General features: G+C 65.8%; 16 protein-coding genes. 9 read left to right on the top strand and 7 right to left on the bottom strand.

Annotation, left to right across the window (positions count from 1 at the left end; all coding sequences use genetic code 11):
- The first annotated feature begins 151 nt into the window (after positions 1-151).
- Genes ACH49N_RS05030 through ACH49N_RS05010 form a run of 5 tightly spaced genes read left to right on the top strand, consistent with a single transcriptional unit; the run spans position 152 to position 5,611 of the window.
- Positions 152-1,222 (top strand): ABC transporter substrate-binding protein, encoded by a 1,071-nt coding sequence (locus tag ACH49N_RS05030; protein WP_159919823.1) that lies wholly within the window; start codon positions 152-154, stop codon positions 1,220-1,222.
- A gap of 43 nt (positions 1,223-1,265) precedes the next feature.
- The gene (locus tag ACH49N_RS05025) at positions 1,266-2,102 is read left to right on the top strand and encodes an ABC transporter ATP-binding protein (RefSeq protein WP_159919825.1); all 837 of its coding nucleotides are present in this window, start codon (positions 1,266-1,268) and stop codon (positions 2,100-2,102) included.
- Positions 2,095-2,988 (top strand): ABC transporter permease, encoded by an 894-nt coding sequence (locus ACH49N_RS05020; protein ID WP_159919827.1) that lies wholly within the window; start codon positions 2,095-2,097, stop codon positions 2,986-2,988. The genes ACH49N_RS05025 and ACH49N_RS05020 overlap by 8 nt, the downstream gene beginning before the upstream one ends.
- Before the next feature lie 35 nt (positions 2,989-3,023).
- On the top strand, positions 3,024-4,388 hold the full coding sequence (locus ACH49N_RS05015) for an LLM class flavin-dependent oxidoreductase (RefSeq protein ID WP_358270927.1): 1,365 nt from the start codon (positions 3,024-3,026) through the stop codon (positions 4,386-4,388).
- Complete coding sequence (locus tag ACH49N_RS05010; protein ID WP_358270926.1) at positions 4,385-5,611, top strand: MFS transporter; 1,227 nt, start codon at positions 4,385-4,387, stop codon at positions 5,609-5,611. The genes ACH49N_RS05015 and ACH49N_RS05010 overlap by 4 nt, the downstream gene beginning before the upstream one ends.
- 35 nt (positions 5,612-5,646) lie before the next feature.
- Here ACH49N_RS05010 and ACH49N_RS05005 read toward each other — a convergent pair whose 3' ends face one another.
- The 4 genes from ACH49N_RS05005 to ACH49N_RS04990 form a co-directional block, all read right to left on the bottom strand.
- Complete coding sequence (locus tag ACH49N_RS05005; RefSeq protein WP_358270925.1) at positions 5,647-8,097, bottom strand: ABC transporter permease; 2,451 nt, start codon at positions 8,095-8,097, stop codon at positions 5,647-5,649.
- The gene (locus ACH49N_RS05000; protein WP_358270924.1) at positions 8,094-8,876 is read right to left on the bottom strand and encodes an ABC transporter ATP-binding protein; all 783 of its coding nucleotides are present in this window, start codon (positions 8,874-8,876) and stop codon (positions 8,094-8,096) included. Before ACH49N_RS05000 ends, ACH49N_RS05005 begins: the two co-directional genes overlap by 4 nt.
- A gap of 106 nt (positions 8,877-8,982) precedes the next feature.
- Positions 8,983-9,675: a response regulator transcription factor gene (locus tag ACH49N_RS04995; protein WP_213573388.1), complete on the bottom strand. Its 693-nt coding sequence runs from the start codon at positions 9,673-9,675 to the stop codon at positions 8,983-8,985.
- 9 nt (positions 9,676-9,684) lie between these two features.
- Complete coding sequence (locus tag ACH49N_RS04990; RefSeq protein ID WP_358270923.1) at positions 9,685-10,863, bottom strand: sensor histidine kinase; 1,179 nt, start codon at positions 10,861-10,863, stop codon at positions 9,685-9,687.
- An 88-nt stretch (positions 10,864-10,951) separates the two neighbouring features.
- On the opposite strand from ACH49N_RS04990, the gene ACH49N_RS04985 reads away from it, so the two are divergent.
- A complete protein-coding gene (locus ACH49N_RS04985) occupies positions 10,952-11,938 on the top strand; it encodes an LLM class F420-dependent oxidoreductase (RefSeq protein WP_109327367.1) in 987 nt (328 codons plus the stop codon).
- A 29-nt stretch (positions 11,939-11,967) separates the two neighbouring features.
- On the top strand, positions 11,968-12,531 hold the full coding sequence (locus tag ACH49N_RS04980) for a GNAT family N-acetyltransferase (RefSeq protein ID WP_358270922.1): 564 nt from the start codon (positions 11,968-11,970) through the stop codon (positions 12,529-12,531).
- 1 nt (position 12,532) lies between these two features.
- Here the strand turns inward: ACH49N_RS04980 and ACH49N_RS04975 are convergent, their stop codons facing one another.
- Complete coding sequence (locus tag ACH49N_RS04975; RefSeq protein WP_358270921.1) at positions 12,533-13,201, bottom strand: DUF3239 domain-containing protein; 669 nt, start codon at positions 13,199-13,201, stop codon at positions 12,533-12,535.
- Between the two features lie 38 nt (positions 13,202-13,239).
- Entirely contained in the window at positions 13,240-14,919 is a 1,680-nt protein-coding gene (locus tag ACH49N_RS04970) for a DNA repair helicase XPB (protein ID WP_109327371.1), read from the bottom strand.
- A 168-nt stretch (positions 14,920-15,087) separates the two neighbouring features.
- Here ACH49N_RS04970 and ACH49N_RS04965 point away from each other — a divergent pair, with 168 nt between their 5' ends.
- Together ACH49N_RS04965 and ACH49N_RS04960 are read left to right on the top strand one after the other, a co-directional pair.
- Positions 15,088-15,870: a hypothetical protein gene (locus ACH49N_RS04965; RefSeq protein ID WP_358270920.1), complete on the top strand. Its 783-nt coding sequence runs from the start codon at positions 15,088-15,090 to the stop codon at positions 15,868-15,870.
- A gap of 65 nt (positions 15,871-15,935) precedes the next feature.
- Complete coding sequence (locus ACH49N_RS04960; RefSeq protein WP_358270918.1) at positions 15,936-16,595, top strand: class I SAM-dependent methyltransferase; 660 nt, start codon at positions 15,936-15,938, stop codon at positions 16,593-16,595.
- 231 nt (positions 16,596-16,826) lie between these two features.
- Here ACH49N_RS04960 and ACH49N_RS04955 read toward each other — a convergent pair whose 3' ends face one another.
- On the bottom strand, positions 16,827-17,807 hold the full coding sequence (locus ACH49N_RS04955; protein ID WP_250777854.1) for an alpha/beta hydrolase family protein: 981 nt from the start codon (positions 17,805-17,807) through the stop codon (positions 16,827-16,829).

Below are 17,807 nucleotides of genomic sequence, written 5' to 3'. Positions count from 1 at the left end.
AGCTGTCGCAGCTGACCTGGCTTTTCTGCACCCCTTCTCTTCGCAGGCACTGCTCGATCCCGCGGGACCGTCCCGGTCTCCGGTCGAACGGTGCGCATCACCCGACCCGCCACCCTTTCCGTGTGCGGGCATCACCCTGAGGAAGATCCCGATGATTCGTCCACGTCTGGCGCGGACTCTGGCCGCCGCGGCCGCCCTGCTCACCTTCGCCGGCCTCACCGTCGCCTGCTCGAGCGACAAGACCGTCACGACCGCCGACGGTAAGACCGTCCTGCGCTACGAGGGAACCACCGGCCAGGTCTCCTTCTCGGAATTGGCGGCCGACCTGGGCTACTACCAGAAGGTCGAGCTGAACTGGATCGGCGACACCACCAGTGGGCCCCAGAGCATCCAGAACGCCGCAACGGGACAGACCGATTTCGGTGGGGCGTTCAACGGGGCGGTACTGAAGCTGGCCGCCGCGGATTCACCCGTCACCTCGGTCATCGGCTACTACGGCTCCGACAAGGAAACGTTCAACGGGTACTACGTGCTCGAGGACAGCCCGATTCGCACCGCCCGAGATCTCATCGGCAAGAAAGTCGGGATGAATACCCTCGGCGCGCACCACGAGTTCCTGGTCCGTGAATGGCTGGCGCGAGAAGGGCTCACTCCGGACGAGATCAAGCAGGTGGAGCTCACCGTCGTACCCCCGGTGAACACCGAACAGGCACTGCGACAGGGACAGATCGATGTCGGCACACTCGGGAGCGTGTTCCGCGACAAGGCCGTGGAGAAGGGCGGCATCCGCGCGCTGTTCACCGACGAGTCCATCTTCGGTTCGTTCACGTACGGCTCGCTGCTGTTCCGCAACGACTTCATCGCAAAGAACCAGGAGGCAGTGGCCGACTTCGTGCAGGGCACGGCCCGGGCGATCCGCTGGACACAGACCACGCCCCGCGATCAGGTGATCGCGAAGTACAAGGAGATCATCACCGAGCGTGGACGCAACGAGAACACCGACCTCGTCGACTACTGGAGGTCGCCCGGTGTCGCCGGTCCCGGTGGAGTGATCACCGACAAGGAAATCCAGACCTGGATCGACTGGCTCGTGCGCAATGGAGAACTCGAGGACGGCAAGCTCACGCCGGCCGATGTGTACACGAACGAGTACAACCCCTACGCCAACGGCACGTATCCGGCGGACAGCGGTCCGGACGGGCAGGCCCTGGCCACGAAATGACAGTACCGAGCAGAACTGACGGAGAAGTATCGGAAGGACAGACATGAGCACGACCGCTTCGGACCGAGGTCAGGTCACACCCCCCAAACTCCGCCTCGAACACGTCACCAAACAATTCGACGTGCGCGGAACGAAGGACAAGTTCACCGCGATCGAAGACATCGACATCGATCTCGCCGCCGGTGAGTTCCTCGTCCTCGTCGGACCCAGCGGTTGCGGAAAGTCGACGCTGCTGGACCTTCTCGGAGGTTTGAGCACACCGACCTCGGGCCGCATTCTCCTCGACGGAAAGCCGGTGACGGGGCCGGGACTCGACCGAGGCATCGTCTTCCAGCAGTACGCGCTTCTCCCATGGCGCACTGCGCGGCACAACATCGAGTTCGGGTTGGAAGCCAAGGGGCTGCCCAAGAAGGAGCGCCGAAGCCTCGCCGAGCACTACCTCGAGTTGGTGGGCTTGCACGGCTTCGGTGACCGGTATCCGCACGAACTGTCCGGTGGGATGAAGCAGCGTGTCGCAATTGCCCGCAGCCTGGCCTTCGATCCCGAAGTGCTGCTGATGGACGAGCCGTTCGCCGCGCTCGACGCGCAGACCCGCGAATCACTCCAGGACGAACTGCTGCGCATCTGGAAGGCAACGGGAAAAACCATCCTGTTCATCACCCACGGCATCGACGAGGCCATCTACCTCGGGCAGCGGGTTGCGGTGCTGACCTCGCGACCCGGGCGGGTGAAGACGTTCGTCGACATCGACATCGACCGCAGCGGTGAGGACGTCCGATCCAACGAGCAGTTCCGGCAGTACCGGCACAAGATCTGGACGTTGTTGCACGGTGAAGTGGAGCGAGCACAGGTAATCGAGAAGGAGGAGGCTCATGTCTAGCGCACTTGCCACACCGACAGACCTCGACGAGGCGCCTGTCGTCGCCGATCCACTGCAGACCCCGGCAACGTCACCCGCACCGGAGGTCGGGCCGGCGACACCAGGCGCCGCGAAGCGCGCCGGCGCGGTCGTGGGACCCGTCGCCTGGCGAATCCTCAAGCCTTCGATCGCGATCGTCGCGTTTCTCTCGCTGTGGGAGTTCGCGCCCCGAATCGGATTGGTGGACGAGGTGTTTCTGCCACCGTTCAGTACGGTGGTCGAAGCCTTTCTCGACCTGGCCGCCAGCGGTGAACTGGGGCAGCACGTGTCGGCGAGTCTTTCGCGGGCCCTGATCGGCTTCTTCGTGGCAGTCGCGATCGCGATCCCACTGGGTATCGCGATCGCCTGGTACCGCCCGGTGTCGGACTTCCTGAACCCCATTCTCGAGCTCTTCCGTAACACGGCCGCGCTGGCCCTGCTACCCGTCTTCATCCTGATCCTCGGCATCGGTGAGGAGTCGAAGATCGCGCTGGTGATCTACGCGTGCACGTTCCCCATTCTCCTCAACACGATTTCCGGTGTGCGTACCGTCGATCCGCTGTTGATCAAATCGGCTTCGTCGCTGGGATTGTCGTCGGTGCGCCTGTTCCAGAAGGTGGTGCTGCCCGCCGCTGTTCCCACCATCTTCACCGGTATCCGCATGGCGGCGGCGTCCTCCATTCTCGTCCTGATCGCCGCTGAAATGGTGGGCGCCAAGGCCGGGCTCGGCTATCTGATCACCGCCTCCCAGTTCAACTTCCAGATCCCCAACATGTACGCGGGCATCGTCGCGATCTCTGTTCTCGGGCTGTCCCTCAACGCGATTCTCGTGTTGATCGAACGCAGGTTGTCGCGCTGGCGGGTCTGAACGGCCTGCTGCTCATCTCGTAGAAAAGAAACTCGATGTCACAAGGTTCCCAGCACTTCCATCTCAATGCCTTTCTCATGGGCGTGGGTCACCACGAGGCGGCGTGGCGGCATCCACGCACGGAGGCCCACCGGGTTCTGGACGTGAAGCACTTCCAGGAACTCGGGCGGATCGCGGAACGCGGCAAACTCGACTCCGTGTTCTTCGCCGACACCCTGGCAATCGGTCCGCGGCTCGAGCACAACACGCAGGCGATCTTCGAACCCGTCACGCTGCTGTCGGCCATCGCCGTCGCCACCGAACACGTGGGACTGATCGCCACGGCGTCGACGAGTTACGGCGACCCCTACAGCCTGGCGCGGAAGTTCACCTCTCTCGACCACATCAGCGGTGGCCGGGCGGGGTGGAACATCGTGACGTCGGCCGGCGCGGACGAGGCGGCGAACTTCGGCGTCGACGGAATCCCGGCGCACAGCGGAAGATACGATCGTGCAGCGGAATTCGTCGACGTGGCACTTGCGCTGTGGGACAGCTGGGAAGACGATGCCGTGGTACTCGACCCGGACACCGGCCTGTTCGCCGACCCGGCAAAGGTCCACACGATCGACCACGATGGACCGCGCTTCCAGGTCAAGGGGCCGCTGAACTCCCCACGATCGGCGCAGGGGCGTCCACTGCTGGTACAAGCCGGTTCTTCGGAGAGCGGTAAAGAGTTCGCCGCCCGGCACGCAGAGGCGGTCTTCACTGCGCAACGCACCCTCGCGCAAGGGCAGGAGTTCTACCGGGACCTGAAGGCGCGGGTGGTGAAGTACGGCCGCAATGCCGGCGATCTGAAGGTGCTGCCCGGTATCGTCCCATTCATCGCAGACACCCAGGAGGAGGCGGAGGCGCTCGAACGGTCCTTCACCGACCTGATTTCTCCCGCGTACTCGCTGCGTCAGCTGTCCACGATGCTCGGCGTCGACCTCACCGAGCATTCGCTCGACGCCCCGCTCCCACCCTTGCCGCCGCTCAACGAGATTCAGGGGAACAAGAGTCGGTACCAGCTGGTGAAGGATCTTGCCGAAGACGGCTCGCTCACCGTGCGGCAACTGATCGGACTCCTCGGCGGCGGGCGTGGACACCGCACGTTCGCCGGAACCCCCGAGCAGGTGGCGGACGAGTTGCAGATCTGGTTCGAACAGGGTGCGGCGGACGGCTTCAACATCATGCCGCCGTACTTGCCGGGAGGTCTCGACGACTTCGTCGATCGGGTGGTTCCCATTCTCCAGGACCGCGGACTGTTTCGCACCGAGTACACCTCGACGACCTTGCGCGGTCACTATGGACTGGGCGAGGTCGGCAACCGGTTCGCACCCGGTGACGCGCTGGGCGGTGCCGTCGGCGAAGCGAGCGCATGAGCGGTCCGACCGGCCTCAAACCCTTTGTCACCACGGTCTTCGTCCCGGCCGCAATCTTCGGGATCGGCCAGGGCGCCGCGGCGCCGGTCATGGCCCTCACCGCACGCGATCTCGGTGCGTCGGTGGCGGTGTCGGGGCTGATCGTGGCGGTCGTCGGGCTCGGAGCCGTGCTCGGTGACCTGCCGGCCGGGCGGATCGTAGCCAGGTTCGGCGAGCGGCGGTCGATCATCGGGGGCAGCTCGGTCGGCGCCCTCGGCGTCCTGATCTGCTTGTTCGCGCCGACGCCGGGAGTGCTGGGTCTCGGCGCCCTGCTGACCGGGCTCGCCAACGCAGTATGGGGCCTGGCCCGGCAGAGCTACCTGGCCGAGGCCGTGCCGCTCGGGCTGAGGGCGCGTGCCATGTCGTCGTTTGCGGCGATGTGGCGGCTCGGCTTCTTCGTCGGCCCGCTTCTCGGTGCCGCCGTGATCCTCGTCGTCGGCACGCGCGGCGGGTTCGTCGTCCAGCTTGTCGGTGTCGTGTTGTCGGGGTGGCTGATGTCCCGCGTCCCCGATCCACCGAGCCGCACGGACGGCCCGGCGAAGTCGCATGCCACGCTGCCCTCCATTCTGCGGGGGCACCGAAAGCTGTTGTCCACCCTCGGCGCCGGCTCGCTGCTGATGGGTGCGGGGCGAGCATCTCGGGAAGCGGTGCTGCCGCTGTGGGCCGCCCACCTCGGACTCGACGCCGCACAGGTAAGCCTGGTGTTCGGTGCCGGAGCGGCCGTCGACCTGCTGTGTTCGTATCCGGCCGGCCACTTCATGGACCGGTACGGCCGGCGATTCATCGCCGTACCCTCCCTGCTGGTGATCGGAGTGTCGTACCTGGCGTTGCCGTTCTCACACGATCTGGTGTCGATCGGTGCGGTCGCCGTCCTCATGGGCATCGGCAACGGGCTCGGCAATGGCGTCATCATGACGCTGGGAGCCGACATCGCCCCACCCGCGATCCGCGCCGAGTTCCTCGCCGCCTGGCGACTGACCCACGACACCGGTATGTTCGCCGGGCCGTTGGGGGTGGGTGCGCTGGCCGCGGTGCTCCCGCTCGGGTTCGCCGTCGGTGCGATCGGCGGGGCTGCGCTGCTCGGTGCGGGCCTGCTGTTCCGCTTCATTCCCGTCTATTCGCCGTGGCCGCCTCGACCGAGCCTCGATCCGGGTTCCGTCGCCCTCGAGGAACAAAGGACCTAGGACTCGGCCGGGCTCGGTGAGGCGGCCCAGGGGAGCTAACCGGCCATGGCCGATACCGGCGAGATCGCCCCTGCACGCCTGGCGGGAAGCAGTGCCGCAATCACCCCGCAGACCCCGCCGATCAACACGATGGCGAAGAGCTGCACCCACGGGATTCCGCTGAGCACCACATCGTCGTAACCGAAAACAGAGGCAGTTCCGGCGCTTCCGAAGATCATACCGAACACGACGCCCATTCCGGACGCCACACCGGCCACCAGGAGAGCTTCCCAGATCAACATTGCGCGTACTCCCTTTCTCGTCAGGCCGAGTGCTCGAAGCAGTCCCGATTCACGACGACGTTCGAGGACGGACAGTGCCATCGTGTTACCGACGCCGATCAATGCGATCAGCACGGCTACCGACAGCAGACCCGCGACCACCATGAGCATGGTGTCGAGCACCGAATCGATAGCCCCGCGCATCGCGATCATGCCTTGGACTTCGCTTCCGGGCGCCAGCTCACGGGCAAGCTCCGTCACCTGGTCGGTCGCGGCCAGCGACTGCTCGTCGGAGTTGCCCTCCGACAGACGAATCCAGTACGCGTCGATCACCGGGGACGATGCCGACACCGCCATATCGGTGTGGTCGAGGAGAGCCGGCTGACCGTCCCGGCCCTCCACCACCGTGACTGTGACGTCGCCGCGATCACCTCGGACCGTCGCCGTGTCTCCAGGGCTCAGACCGTTGTCCCGCAGTCCGGCGGGAGAGAGCACCAGCCGTCCCGGTGAGGGAAGGGTGATCGGGGTGCGCAGCACGGACCGCGCGGCACTGCCCGACACCCCGAAGGCCTCCAGTTCGCCACGTCCATCGATGACCAGGTCGGCCCGCTCGAGCGCCGAAACCCCCGACACGCCCGTTGTTGCCGTGATCCGCGGGCCCAACTCCGGTGCAAGTCCTCGGTTCCCTGTGCTGCTGACCATCACGTCCACCGGAAACTGCTCGTCCATCGCGGCGGGGGCGGACGATTTCACTGTCGCGATCCCCACCACCAAGGTGCTGGTCAGCGCCACACCGATCAACAGAGCAGTGACTGTAGCGGCGGTCCGGCGCGGATTCCGGCCTGCGTTGCCCGCGGCGAGCTCGCCGACCGGACCTGCCAGCCGTGCCAGAACGATGCCCGTCCGGCTGATCAGCGCCGGCACCATGGTAGTGCTCAGTGCCGCGATGCCGAGGAACGAGAGCAACCCGCCCACAGTGGCTGCCGGAACTTGCTGTGCGAGGACGCCTACCACGGTCATCGCGATTCCGGCGGATAGCATCACGAGGCCGAGAACCCTGCGGCCGAGTGATATTCGCGCACTCTCCGGCTTGGCCTCCATCGGATGCAGCGCTGCTAGTGGTGACAGTCTGGTCGCCGCCCGTCCGGGGGCAGACGCTGCCACCATGGTCATCACGATCCCCACTGCCACACCGAGCGCGACCGCCAGCGGATCGACATGCAACACCGACAACGGGATCGGTGCATCCGCGGCCGTGGCCACCCGTCCGACCACCCAGGCCAACGCGATCCCGACACCGGCGCCGAGAACGGACGCGATGATCCCTACTGCGGCGGCCTCCGTCCGGATACTGCGGCGCACCTGTGATGCGGTTGCACCGACACAGCGCAGGAGCGCAAGCTCCTGGGTCCGCGCCGCGAGCAACACTGCGAACGTATTGGCGATCACGAGCGCCGCGACAACGACCGCGATGGCGCCGAAGGACAGGAGGATGGAACTCAGCACCTCGGCCTGGCCGAGATACTGTCCTGCAGCGTCTTTCGTGGCCGCGGCTCCGGTGACCACGGTCGAGTCGGCGGGCACGGCCTCGCGGATACGGGTGGCCAGCTCCTGCTGTGACAGGGACCCGTCACCGGCAATGCGTACCTCGTGGGTGGCGGCGTCACCGGCCCACTGAATCAACTGAGCAGGTGTCGCGAAGACCGTGGTGCCGCGCATTCGCTGCGCTGTTCCGGAGAGGTCGACCAGCCCGACGACGCGCACACTGGTGGTCACACCGTCGCTCGCGTCGAGTGCAGTCACCGTGATCTCCGAGCCGACAGGGATTCCGGCGTCCTTACTCACCAGCGCCTCACCGAGTCCCCTGGGCAGTTCTCCGTCGGAGACCTGCTGCCACCGCAACACACTGTCGTCCGCGATCGACACGGCGTCACCGTAGGACTTTCCGTCGATCGCAGAATCGACCCGGACGGAGGCGCTCACGTCATCGGTCGTCGTGGCGACGCCGGGGATCCGGGCGAGGTCGGCCGCCCTGGCGCCCGGCCCGGAAGCGACCGCGTCGGTGCCCCGATATTGCACAGCGAGTGAGTTGTCGATTCCGGCGCCGACGGTGGAGTTCAAGGTCAGCGTCGCCACGATGTACCCGACGGCGATGACCACCGCGAGAATTGAGGCCACGTACCGGCCCGCGTGCGCCCGGGCCTGCGCCAAAGCCAGCTCCCTCATCGCCGCACCGCCGCGAGGTCGTTCGCGCCGAGTGCGCGCATCGACGCGATCACGGAATCTACGGTCGGCCGGAGAATGTCACCGGCGATCAGACCGTCTGCGATGAGAACCACCCGGTCCGCATACGACGCGGCCACCGGGTCGTGCGTCACCATCACCACCGTCTGCGACGTCTCCCGCACGCACGTCCGCAGGAGCCCGAGAACCTCTGTGCCGGAGTGTGAATCGAGGTTTCCGGTCGGCTCGTCGGCGAAGACGACGTCGGGCTGCGGAAGCAGAGCGCGCCCCACAGCCACCCGCTGTTGTTGCCCGCCCGACAACTCGTGGGGGAGATGATCGAGCCGGTGGGTGAGCCCGAGCTTGGCGACCACTTCCGCCATCCACTGTGGCGATGGGGTGCTGCCCGCCAGGCGCATCGGCAACATCATGTTGGCTCGTGCGCTCAGAACCGGCAGGAGGTTGAATGCCTGGAACACGAATCCGATCCGCTCACGCCGCAGTTCGGTCAGCTCCCCATCGCCCAACCCGGTAACCTCGGTGTCGCCGAGAAACACGCGGCCGGCCGACACCGTGTCCAGTCCGGCCAGGCAGTGCATCAGTGTCGACTTGCCGGAACCCGACGGACCCATGATGGCGGTGAATTCGCCTCGTGCGAAATCGACGTCCACCCCGCCCAGCGCCTGCACCGCTGTCTCACCCGTGCCGTATACCTTCGTCACTCCGCTCGCGCGGACCGCAGCCTGCATCGTCGTCCCCACCTCCGTGTTGGTCCTTGTCATCACGGAATCGACGTTATTGCAGGTGAAGCGGTGTGCGCGTCGGAGCGCGGAGCCATCTTTCGGCGGCGGCCGTCATCCCCCGGTAGGACGACGTGGGCCCCCAGCGTCAGTCCTCGGTACCGAGAAGGTCCGAGCGGCGCACCAAACCGACCTGGAACGCGAACACCACCGCTTGCACCCTGTCTCGTGAGTGCGTTTTCGACAGGACGCGTCCCACATGCGTTTTCACCGTGGTCTCCGATATGTGGAGCTGCGCCGCGATCTCTGTATTGGACAGCCCATACGCCATGGCCTCGAGGACTTCCACCTCACGGGGTGTCAGTTCCTCCGGAAGCTGTGCGCGGTCCATCGAATCCTCGAGTAACGGCCCCACGTGCTGGAGGAGGCGGCGAGTGGCCCGTGCCTCGATCACAGCGTCGCCCCGGTGCACCGTCCGGATACCGTCGAGCAACTGTTCCGGTGGAACGTCCTTGAGGAGAAAGCCACTCGCACCCGCCCGGATTGCGGACAGGACATATTCGTCGTTGTCGAAAGTGGTGAGTACCACCACTTTCGGCGCATCTTCTGCGGCCAGCAGCTGGCGGGTGGTTTCGATGCCGTCCATGCGCGGCATCTGCACATCCATCAAAACGACATCGACGCGACGTGCCGCGAGTTCGGTGAGCGCCTGCCGCCCGTCCGACGCCTCGACTACCACCGACAGGTCCGGCTGCGAATCGATGACCATCCGGAATCCGGCGCGGACCAGTTGCTGGTCGTCGATCAGCGCAACATCGATGCGGCCGCCGTGTTCGTCCATGCACTCACCCTAGGTGTTTCCGTGAGGGAGGACGGCGCGGACCCGATAGCCGCCACCAGGTTTGGGACCAGCCGTCACCCGGCCGCCGTGAAGTCGTGCGCGCTCGGTCATCCCGATCAAGCCCTGCCCACCTGCGGATGGTTCGATGAGCGCCGCCGAAACGCCCCGGCCGTCGTCCACGACAGTGACAACCAGATCGTGCTCGCTCCAGCTCATTTCGACGTCGGCGTGCGCCCCCGGCCCGGCGTGCTTGAGCACGTTGGTCAGCGACTCCTGCACGATCCGGTACGCGGTCAGACTCGTTCCCGGGGGCAGTTCCCGCGGGTTACCTTCGATCTGCAGGTGCACGTCCACCGCACTTCTGCGAAGGTCTGCGACGAGCGACTCGATATCCGACGCACCGGGGATCATGGCGAAGTCCCGGGGTCGGTCCTCCCGCAACACAGACAGCAGGGCCCGCATATCCGTCAGCGCTTGCCTGCCTGTGGCGGCGATCGTCTCCAGCGCAGCGACAGCCGCTGCGGGATCCTGGGCGGCCCCGTACCGCCCACCGTCGGCCTGAGCGATGACCACGGTCAGCGAGTGGGCGACGATATCGTGCATCTCCCGGGCAATCCGCGTGCGCTCGGTGATGGTGGCGATCTCGGCTTCCTGTTCCCGTTCGAGTCCGAGGAGCCGAGCTCGCTCTGCCAGCCCGTCGAGTTCCTTCATCCGAACCCGGCGCAGGTCACCGAAGGCCCACACCGCGAGGACGAAGACGACGAAGGCGAGGGAGTTGTACACGAGTATCTCGGACGACTTGCTGTCGGAGAAGTACTTCACCGTCGCGCCCACAGCCCCGACCATGGCGAGACCGAGCGCAGTGAAACTACTCCACCGCGGACCGTAGGCGGCGAAAGCGTAGAGCGCGATGGGGACCGCGACTACGGACAGCAGGAGGGTGTGTGCGATCACGACAAGGTGCAGCACGGAGAACGCGGCGATGACGAAACCCGACACCACCGTGTGCGAACGACGCCAGGCCAGCGGCACCGTCATCCCCAAGGAAACGACCACCGCGGTCACGCTCGCCTCCGCCGCGGTGAGGAGACTGAGAACGGTGACGACGCCGGCAACGCACACGTCGATTCCGCGACTGTGTTTCGCGCTCCATCGGTACCACTGTTCGGTGGAAGGAAAGCGGGCCATGCTGTGACGGTAGCGCCTGTTCAAACGATCGGGCCGCGGGTGGCGCCGCACCCTGCAGGACTACCTGGACTGTGGGTACATTCTTCTCATGCGCTTCGGATTGTTCGTTCCTCAAGGCTGGCGCCTCGACCTCGTCGGTATCGATCCTTCCGAGCAGTGGGCGGTGATGCGCGACTTCTCGTTGCGTGCCGACCGCGGCTCCTGGGATTCGCTCTGGGTGTACGACCACTTCCACACCGTTCCGGCGCCCACCGAGGAGGCAACCCACGAGGCGTGGACCCTGATGTCCGCTCTCGCTGCCGTCACCTCGCGGGTGCGGCTCGGCCAGATGTGCACCGCGGTCAGCTACCGCAATCCCGCGTATCTGGCCAAGGTGGCCGCCACCACCGATCTCATCTCCGGTGGGCGAGTGGAGATGGGCATCGGAGGCGGCTGGTACGAGCACGAGTGGAGGGCCTACGGATACGGATTCCCCTCGCCCGGTGAGCGTCTCGGTCGCCTCGAAGAAGGCGTTCAGATTCTGCGCCAGGCCTGGATTAACGGCAGCGCGACCCTTGCAGGCACGCACTACCAGGTGGACGGGGCGATCGTGCGGCCACTTCCTCTCCAAGAGGGCGGTATTCCCCTGTGGATTGCCGGTGGCGGCGAAAAGGTGACCCTGAAGATCGCGGCGAAGTACGCGCAGTACACCAACTTCGACGGCACTCCCGAAGGATTCGCCCACAAGTCCGAGATCCTCCGCAGGCACTGTGAGGACGTCGGAACCGACTTCGATGCCATCGTCCGGTCGGCCAACTACAACGTCGCAATCGGAACCACCGAGGCCGAGGTCGAGCAACGACTGGCCACGCTGGTCGAGCGCGTCACCCCCTATGTCGGCGCCGAGGCGGCGGAGGGAACTCTCGGCGCCTTCCGCGGAATGCCGGGCGTGGGTACCCCGGATCAGATCATCGAGAAGCTGTCCGCTCTGAAGGCGCAGGGCATGACCTACGGCATCTTCTACTTTCCCGAAGCCGCGTACGACACGTCCGGTATCGAGCTGTTCGAGAAGGAAGTACTCCCGGCGCTGCGCTGATCGCCGGCTCGCAGGCCTACAGTGGCGGCATGTTCGTCGTCACCCTGAACACCGGCACCGTGTGGCTGAGCCCGCCGGTCGTCAGCGACATCGACGCGATCTGTGCCGCCTGTAGCGACTCCGCGATCGCCGAGTGGACCACCATGCCCTCGCCCTATGCACAATCGGACGCCGAGCACTTCGTGCGGCGGACCGTCCCCTCCGGATGGGCGGATCGCAGCCCGGTCTGGGCAATACGCGAGCGCGCCGACGGACCGGCGGTGGGAATGATCGGGCTACTCGCGCGCGACAACTCGTCGGCCGAAATCGGATACTGGCTCGCCGCCGGTGCCCGCTCTCGGGGTCTCATGGCAGCCGCGGTGGAGGTGGTGTGCGACTTTGCGTTTCGGCCGGGTGGGATGGGTCTCGAACGCATCGAGTGGCGTGCCTTCGTCGGCAACCACGACTCCGCGGCGGTGGCCCGTAAACTGGGATTCCGGTTCGAGGGAGTGCAGCGCCGTGGGCTGCTCCAACGTGGAGTCCGGCGGGATTCGTGGATGGCAGCGCTGCTGAGGGACGACCCGCGCACGCCGGCAGACGGCTGGCCCGGCTAGTTCAGCGCAGGCTCTCGGGAAGCTCGTGCTCGGACACGGCCACTCGCTGATCGGGACTCGTGCGCACGTGTTCCGACTCGGAAATCTTGCTCTCCAGAAATTCCCACTCCGCCTGATCGATGGCCTCGGCCGCACGGGCGCGCACCGAGGAGTCGCGCGTCCCCCAGGCGATGGGCATCGGACTGACCATCTCCCAGGTGTCGGCGGCGCTGTGCGTGTTGCGGTCGCTCAGAAGCGCGACGGACGGCACCCTGTCGCCGACGTTCTGCTTCTGATGTGCACGGATCGGAACGTTCCGGGTGACCAGCACGTACGACGGCCGCCCTGCCGCAGGCTTCGCCGCGTCGATCAGCGACAGCAGCGTGAGCGCACGCGGGTGCACCTCCGAGATCACGGCCGGAACCAGTGGGCTCTTCGCATACAGGTCTTCGATGCTGCCCACCTTCTTGGGCACCCAGAACGCCACCCACACCGACGTGAGAGCGACGAGCGCCACCACGACGCCGAGGATGATCGACCACGGATGCCCGAGCAGGATCAGCCCCACAGCCGCGGCCGCGAACAGCAGGGCAACGATGACCGCGGACACCTGGAGGCGTCGCATATCGGCGAACGTCTGATTCACAGACTTCGCGTAGGCCCGATCGACGGTGAACTCGAAATGTCGCACGGCACCAGCTTAGAGTCCCAGGCTCCGCGGCGGCGGAGTCACCCGATGGCGGGCCCGAGAAGGTCGTCGGCGTCGGTGATCCGGTACGCATAGCCCTGCTCCGCCAGGAAGCGCTGCCGGTGTGCGGCGTACTCGGCGTCGAGGGTGTCGCGGGCGACGACGGAGTAGAAGTGCGCTTGGCCGCCGTCCTGCTTGGGGCGCAGCAGCCGTCCGAGCCGCTGGGCTTCCTCCTGCCGCGAACCGAACGTGCCCGAAACCTGTACCGCGACGGAGGCTTCCGGAAGATCGATCGAGAAGTTGGCGACCTTGCTCACCACCAACGTCTGGATGTCACCTGCCCGGAAGCTGTCGAAAAGTTCCTCACGTTCCTTGTTCTTGGTGGAGCCCTTGATGACCGGTGCGTTCAACGCCTCGCCCAACTCGTCGAGTTGGTCTAGGTAGGCGCCGATGATGAGCGTGGGTGCATCGGTATGCCGCTCGAGGATCGATTTGACCACTGCGATTTTCGTGTGTGCTGTGGAACACAGCTTGTACCGCTCGTCGGGTTCGGCGACTGCGTAGGCCATGCGCTCGGCATCGGTCAACGTGACCCGCACCTCGACGCAGTCGGCGGGAGCGATCCAGCCCTGGGCCTCGATGTCCTTCCACGGTGCGTCGTACCGCTTGGGGCCGATCAGCGAGAAGACGTCACCCTCGCGACCGTCCTCACGCACCAACGTGGCGGTGAGGCCGAGGCGGCGACGGGACTGCAGGTCGGCGGTCATCCGGAACACCGGGGCCGGAAGAAGGTGGACCTCGTCGTAGATCACGAGGCCCCAGTCGCGGGAGTCGAACAGTTCGAGGTGCTTGTACTCGCCCTTGGTCCGGCGGGTGATCACCTGGTACGTGGCGATGGTGACCGGCCGAATCTCCTTGCGCTCACCGGAATATTCGCCGATTTCCTCCTCGGTGAGGGAGGTGCGGGCGATGAGCTCCCGCTTCCACTGGCGTCCCGCGACGGTGTTCGTGACGAGGATCAACGTGGTGGCTTTCGCCTTGGCCATGGCGGCGGCACCGACCATGGTCTTGCCTGCGCCACAGGGAAGGACGACGACACCGGAACCGCCCGCCCAGAAGGAATCGGCTGCCATTTCCTGATAGTCGCGCAAATGCCAATGGCCGTCCGCCGATCCGGGCGACGTGCCGTCGTAGTCGAGGTCGATCTGGTGGGCTTCACCGTCGACATATCCGGCGAGGTCTTCGGCCGGCCAGCCCACCTTGAGGAGGAGCTGCTTGAGTCGTCCGCGCTCACTCGGGTGAACTACCACGGTGTCGTCGTCGACACGGGCGCCGAGCATCGGGGCAATCTTCTTGTGCCGGGTCACCTCGGTGAGCACGGCGCGGTCCAGACTGACGAGGGTCAACCCGTGCGCGGGGTTCTTCACCAGCTGCAGGCGGCCGTACCTGGCCATGGTGTCGACGATGTCGACCAGCAGAGGCTGCGGCACGGCATAGCGGGAGAAGTTGACGAGGGCGTCGACCACCTGTTCGGCGTCGTGCCCGGCCGCTCGCGCATTCCACAGGGCCAGGGGAGTGATGCGGTAGGTGTGGACGTGTTCCGGCGCACGCTCGAGTTCGGCGAACGGCGCGATCGCCTGCCGGGCGTCGTTCGCGCGTTCGTGATCAACCTCCAACAGCAACGTCTTGTCGGATTGGACGATCAACGGTCCGTCGGTCACGGAAGCCTCCTTGTCACGCCGGATTCTGGCCAGCCTGTCCATTGTCCTGGTATGGGCGTCGGCGCGCCACGTCGCCACCTCTCACCTGGCTCGATACCAGCACATTCTGGGCGGTGGCCGCCTAAATTGAGAGGTGAGCCGGTGGTTCCCCCAGAGACGAGGCCTGAGATGACCCAGCCCCCCGACCCCTCACGTCCCGATCCGAACACCCCCGGCCAGCCGCCGAACAACCCGCAGCAGCCGTACCAGCAGAATCAGCCCTACCAGCAGGGCCAGTACCCGCAGCAGCCTTACCAGCAGGGCCAGTACGGTCCGCCGCCGGGACAGCCGGGTCAGTACGGTCCGCCGCCGGGACAGCAGGGCCAGTACGGTCCGCCGCCGGGACAGTACGGGCAGTACCCGCCCGGCGGTCAGTATCCGCCTCCGAAGAAGTCGCGCAAGGGCCTGTTCATCACCCTCGCTGTGGTCGCCGTGGTGCTCCTCGCCGCTGTCGCCGCAGTCGGCCTGTTCACAGTGCGTAGTGCCGACCAGAACAGCCTCGACGTCGGAGATTGCGTCTTCTTCGAATCCGCCTCGACCACGGCCGCCGAGACCGAGCACGAAAAGCGGGACTGCTCCGACGACGACGCCACGTACGAGGTGGCCACCAAGCAGGACGGTGACGTCCAGTGCGGTGACGACTACTTCTCCTACACGCTGGTGGGGGAGGACGACACCGTCGAAAGCACGCTGTGCCTGATCCCGAACATGGTGAAGGATTCGTGCTACCTCCTCGAGGACGACGGCAGAATCGTTCCGGGTGTCTGTTCCCAACCCGACACCGTCACAGTGGTCGAACGCGTCGACGGCCAGGACGACGAATCCCTGTGCAACCAGTTCGACGCCGCATTTCCCATCGCCTTCTCGGAACCGCAACGCACCTACTGCATCGAGGTGAACTTGACCGGTTAGCGACTCACAATCAGCGCCGTGCCGATGCGCTGTGGCGGGGAAAGCGCGGGCGTACCGTCGATGTCATGACCGACGACCAGGTTGCGCCGTGGGATGACATCTACCGCGGGGATGCGGAGAATTTTTCGGGACCGGTGCCATGGAACATCGGTGAGCCGCAACCCGAAATCGCCGGACTGATCGCCGAGGGCAAGTTCCGCAGCGACGTATTGGACGCGGGCTGCGGACACGCCGAGACTTCCCTCCACTTGGCGGCGCAGGGGTACACGGTGGTCGGTCTGGACCTGTCGCCGACGGCCATTGGCGTGGCTCGGGCGGCCGCGGCGGACCGTGGACTGACAACTGCCACCTTTCAGGTGGCGGACATCAGTTCTTTCACAGGCTTCGACGGACGGTTCGCCACGATCGTCGACAGCACCCTGTTCCATTCGCTGCCCGTTGACCGTCGCCGCGACTACCTGCACGCCGTCGCCCGAGCGGCGGCACCCGGTGCGCACTACTACATCCTGGTGTTCGCGAAGGGTGCCTTCCCCGAGGGGCAAGGACCGAATCCGGTGACCGAGGAAGAGTTACGCGAGGCCGTCGCGGAGTACTGGAACATCGACGACGTTCGCCCCGCCTTCATCCACGCGCTGCTCGGACCGGAGGAGGCCGCGAACTGGGAGCGCGACGACAAGGGCCGGGCCATGCTGCCTGCGTGGCTACTGTCGGCTCACCGCGATTGATGGGGTGGGGCGACACCGCGAGTCGTGCGGCGCAGCCAAGCGCAGCCCCTGCCAACGATCTATATCAGCTGGCAGGGGCGCTACACGGACAACCTGCTACGTGATGACGAGCGGCGCATGAGAAATTTTGGCGAGCACGGGCATGGAAGTCCAGAGATTGTGATCCACGCCATGAAATGCCCTGTGAGTACTTGTTAACCGCCCGCGGTTAACAAGTACTCACAGGGGGGATCAGGCGCCGATCGACGCCTTCATCATCGGGAGCATGGCCCAGAGCTGATCTTGCCAGTAACCCCAGGTGTGGGTTCCGGATGCGGGGAAGTCGTAGTGCGCGGGGATTCCCAGTGTGTCGAGCCGTACCTGGAAGGCGCGGTTCTGGGCGAGGGCGATCGCTTCGAGGCCCATTGCCGTGCTGGTGTTGAACACGCCGATGGCGGAGTCCGGCCGGTCGTACGCACCGGGCAGCCCGCTTCCGGCGGAGATCCACATCGGTAGCCCACGGAGGAGGGGGGCGACGACGAAGGGGTCGTTGCGGAGCCAGGCCGGATCCCACGGCGGCCCCCACATGGAGTCGGAGTTGTAGCCGCCGGAGTCGAGCATCGACACCCGAATGGCTTCGCGCATGCCCGGTGCCGACAGGTTGAGGTATCCGGACATCGAACCGGCGAACGTGAACTGGTCGCGGTGGTATGCGGCGAGGATGAGGGCTGCGTTGCCGCCCATCGACAAGCCGGCCACGGCGTTGCTCGTCCGACTGATGCCGTACACGTTCGCGAGGAAGTCGGGCAGGTTCTGGGTCAGGAACGACTCCCACTTGTAGGTGTAGGGCTGTCCGTTGGTATTGCTCGGGGCGTACCAGTCCGAGTAGAAGCTGGACATCCCGCCGACGGGCTCGACCACGTTGATTCCGTGATCCGACAGCCACGCGGCGTTGGTCTCGTGCTCCCAGCCGCTGACGTCGTTGGGTGCGCGGAGGCCGTCGAGCAGGTACAGGGCCTTGTTGCTGCCGTTGTTCGCCAGCCAAATCCGTACCTTGATCTGCCCGACACCTCCCGGGGCGGCAACCCAGTGTTCACGCAGCCGGTCATACGGATTCGCCGCAGCAGTTCCGCCTCCGGCCAGTACGAATGCCAACGGCAGAATGACCACCGCGACCATCAGACGTACGACTGCGCGCAGCATCGTCCGCCGGCCCGTTCCGGTAACACTCAT

The sequence above is a fragment of the Rhodococcus sp. NPDC019647 genome, from assembly GCF_044389235.1.
GTDB classification, from domain to species: domain Bacteria; phylum Actinomycetota; class Actinomycetes; order Mycobacteriales; family Mycobacteriaceae; genus Rhodococcus_F; species Rhodococcus_F oxybenzonivorans.
This window is presented reverse-complemented; position numbering and strand designations above follow the sequence as displayed.

Coding starts and splice junctions, on each gene's coding strand:
- ACH49N_RS05010 (WP_358270926.1), top strand. CDS start 4,385: ATGAGCGGTCCGACCGGCCTCAAACCCTTTGTCACCACGGTCTTCGTC.
- ACH49N_RS04955 (WP_250777854.1), bottom strand. CDS start 17,807: ATGAGTGTTACCGGAACGGGCCGGCGGACGATGCTGCGCGCAGTCGTA.
- ACH49N_RS04980 (WP_358270922.1), top strand. CDS start 11,968: ATGTTCGTCGTCACCCTGAACACCGGCACCGTGTGGCTGAGCCCGCCG.
- ACH49N_RS05025 (WP_159919825.1), top strand. CDS start 1,266: ATGAGCACGACCGCTTCGGACCGAGGTCAGGTCACACCCCCCAAACTC.
- ACH49N_RS04990 (WP_358270923.1), bottom strand. CDS start 10,863: ATGGCCCGCTTTCCTTCCACCGAACAGTGGTACCGATGGAGCGCGAAA.
- ACH49N_RS05000 (WP_358270924.1), bottom strand. CDS start 8,876: ATGACAAGGACCAACACGGAGGTGGGGACGACGATGCAGGCTGCGGTC.
- ACH49N_RS05015 (WP_358270927.1), top strand. CDS start 3,024: ATGTCACAAGGTTCCCAGCACTTCCATCTCAATGCCTTTCTCATGGGC.
- ACH49N_RS04995 (WP_213573388.1), bottom strand. CDS start 9,675: ATGGACGAACACGGCGGCCGCATCGATGTTGCGCTGATCGACGACCAG.
- ACH49N_RS04960 (WP_358270918.1), top strand. CDS start 15,936: ATGACCGACGACCAGGTTGCGCCGTGGGATGACATCTACCGCGGGGAT.
- ACH49N_RS04985 (WP_109327367.1), top strand. CDS start 10,952: ATGCGCTTCGGATTGTTCGTTCCTCAAGGCTGGCGCCTCGACCTCGTC.
- ACH49N_RS05020 (WP_159919827.1), top strand. CDS start 2,095: ATGTCTAGCGCACTTGCCACACCGACAGACCTCGACGAGGCGCCTGTC.
- ACH49N_RS05005 (WP_358270925.1), bottom strand. CDS start 8,097: ATGAGGGAGCTGGCTTTGGCGCAGGCCCGGGCGCACGCGGGCCGGTAC.
- ACH49N_RS05030 (WP_159919823.1), top strand. CDS start 152: ATGATTCGTCCACGTCTGGCGCGGACTCTGGCCGCCGCGGCCGCCCTG.
- ACH49N_RS04965 (WP_358270920.1), top strand. CDS start 15,088: ATGACCCAGCCCCCCGACCCCTCACGTCCCGATCCGAACACCCCCGGC.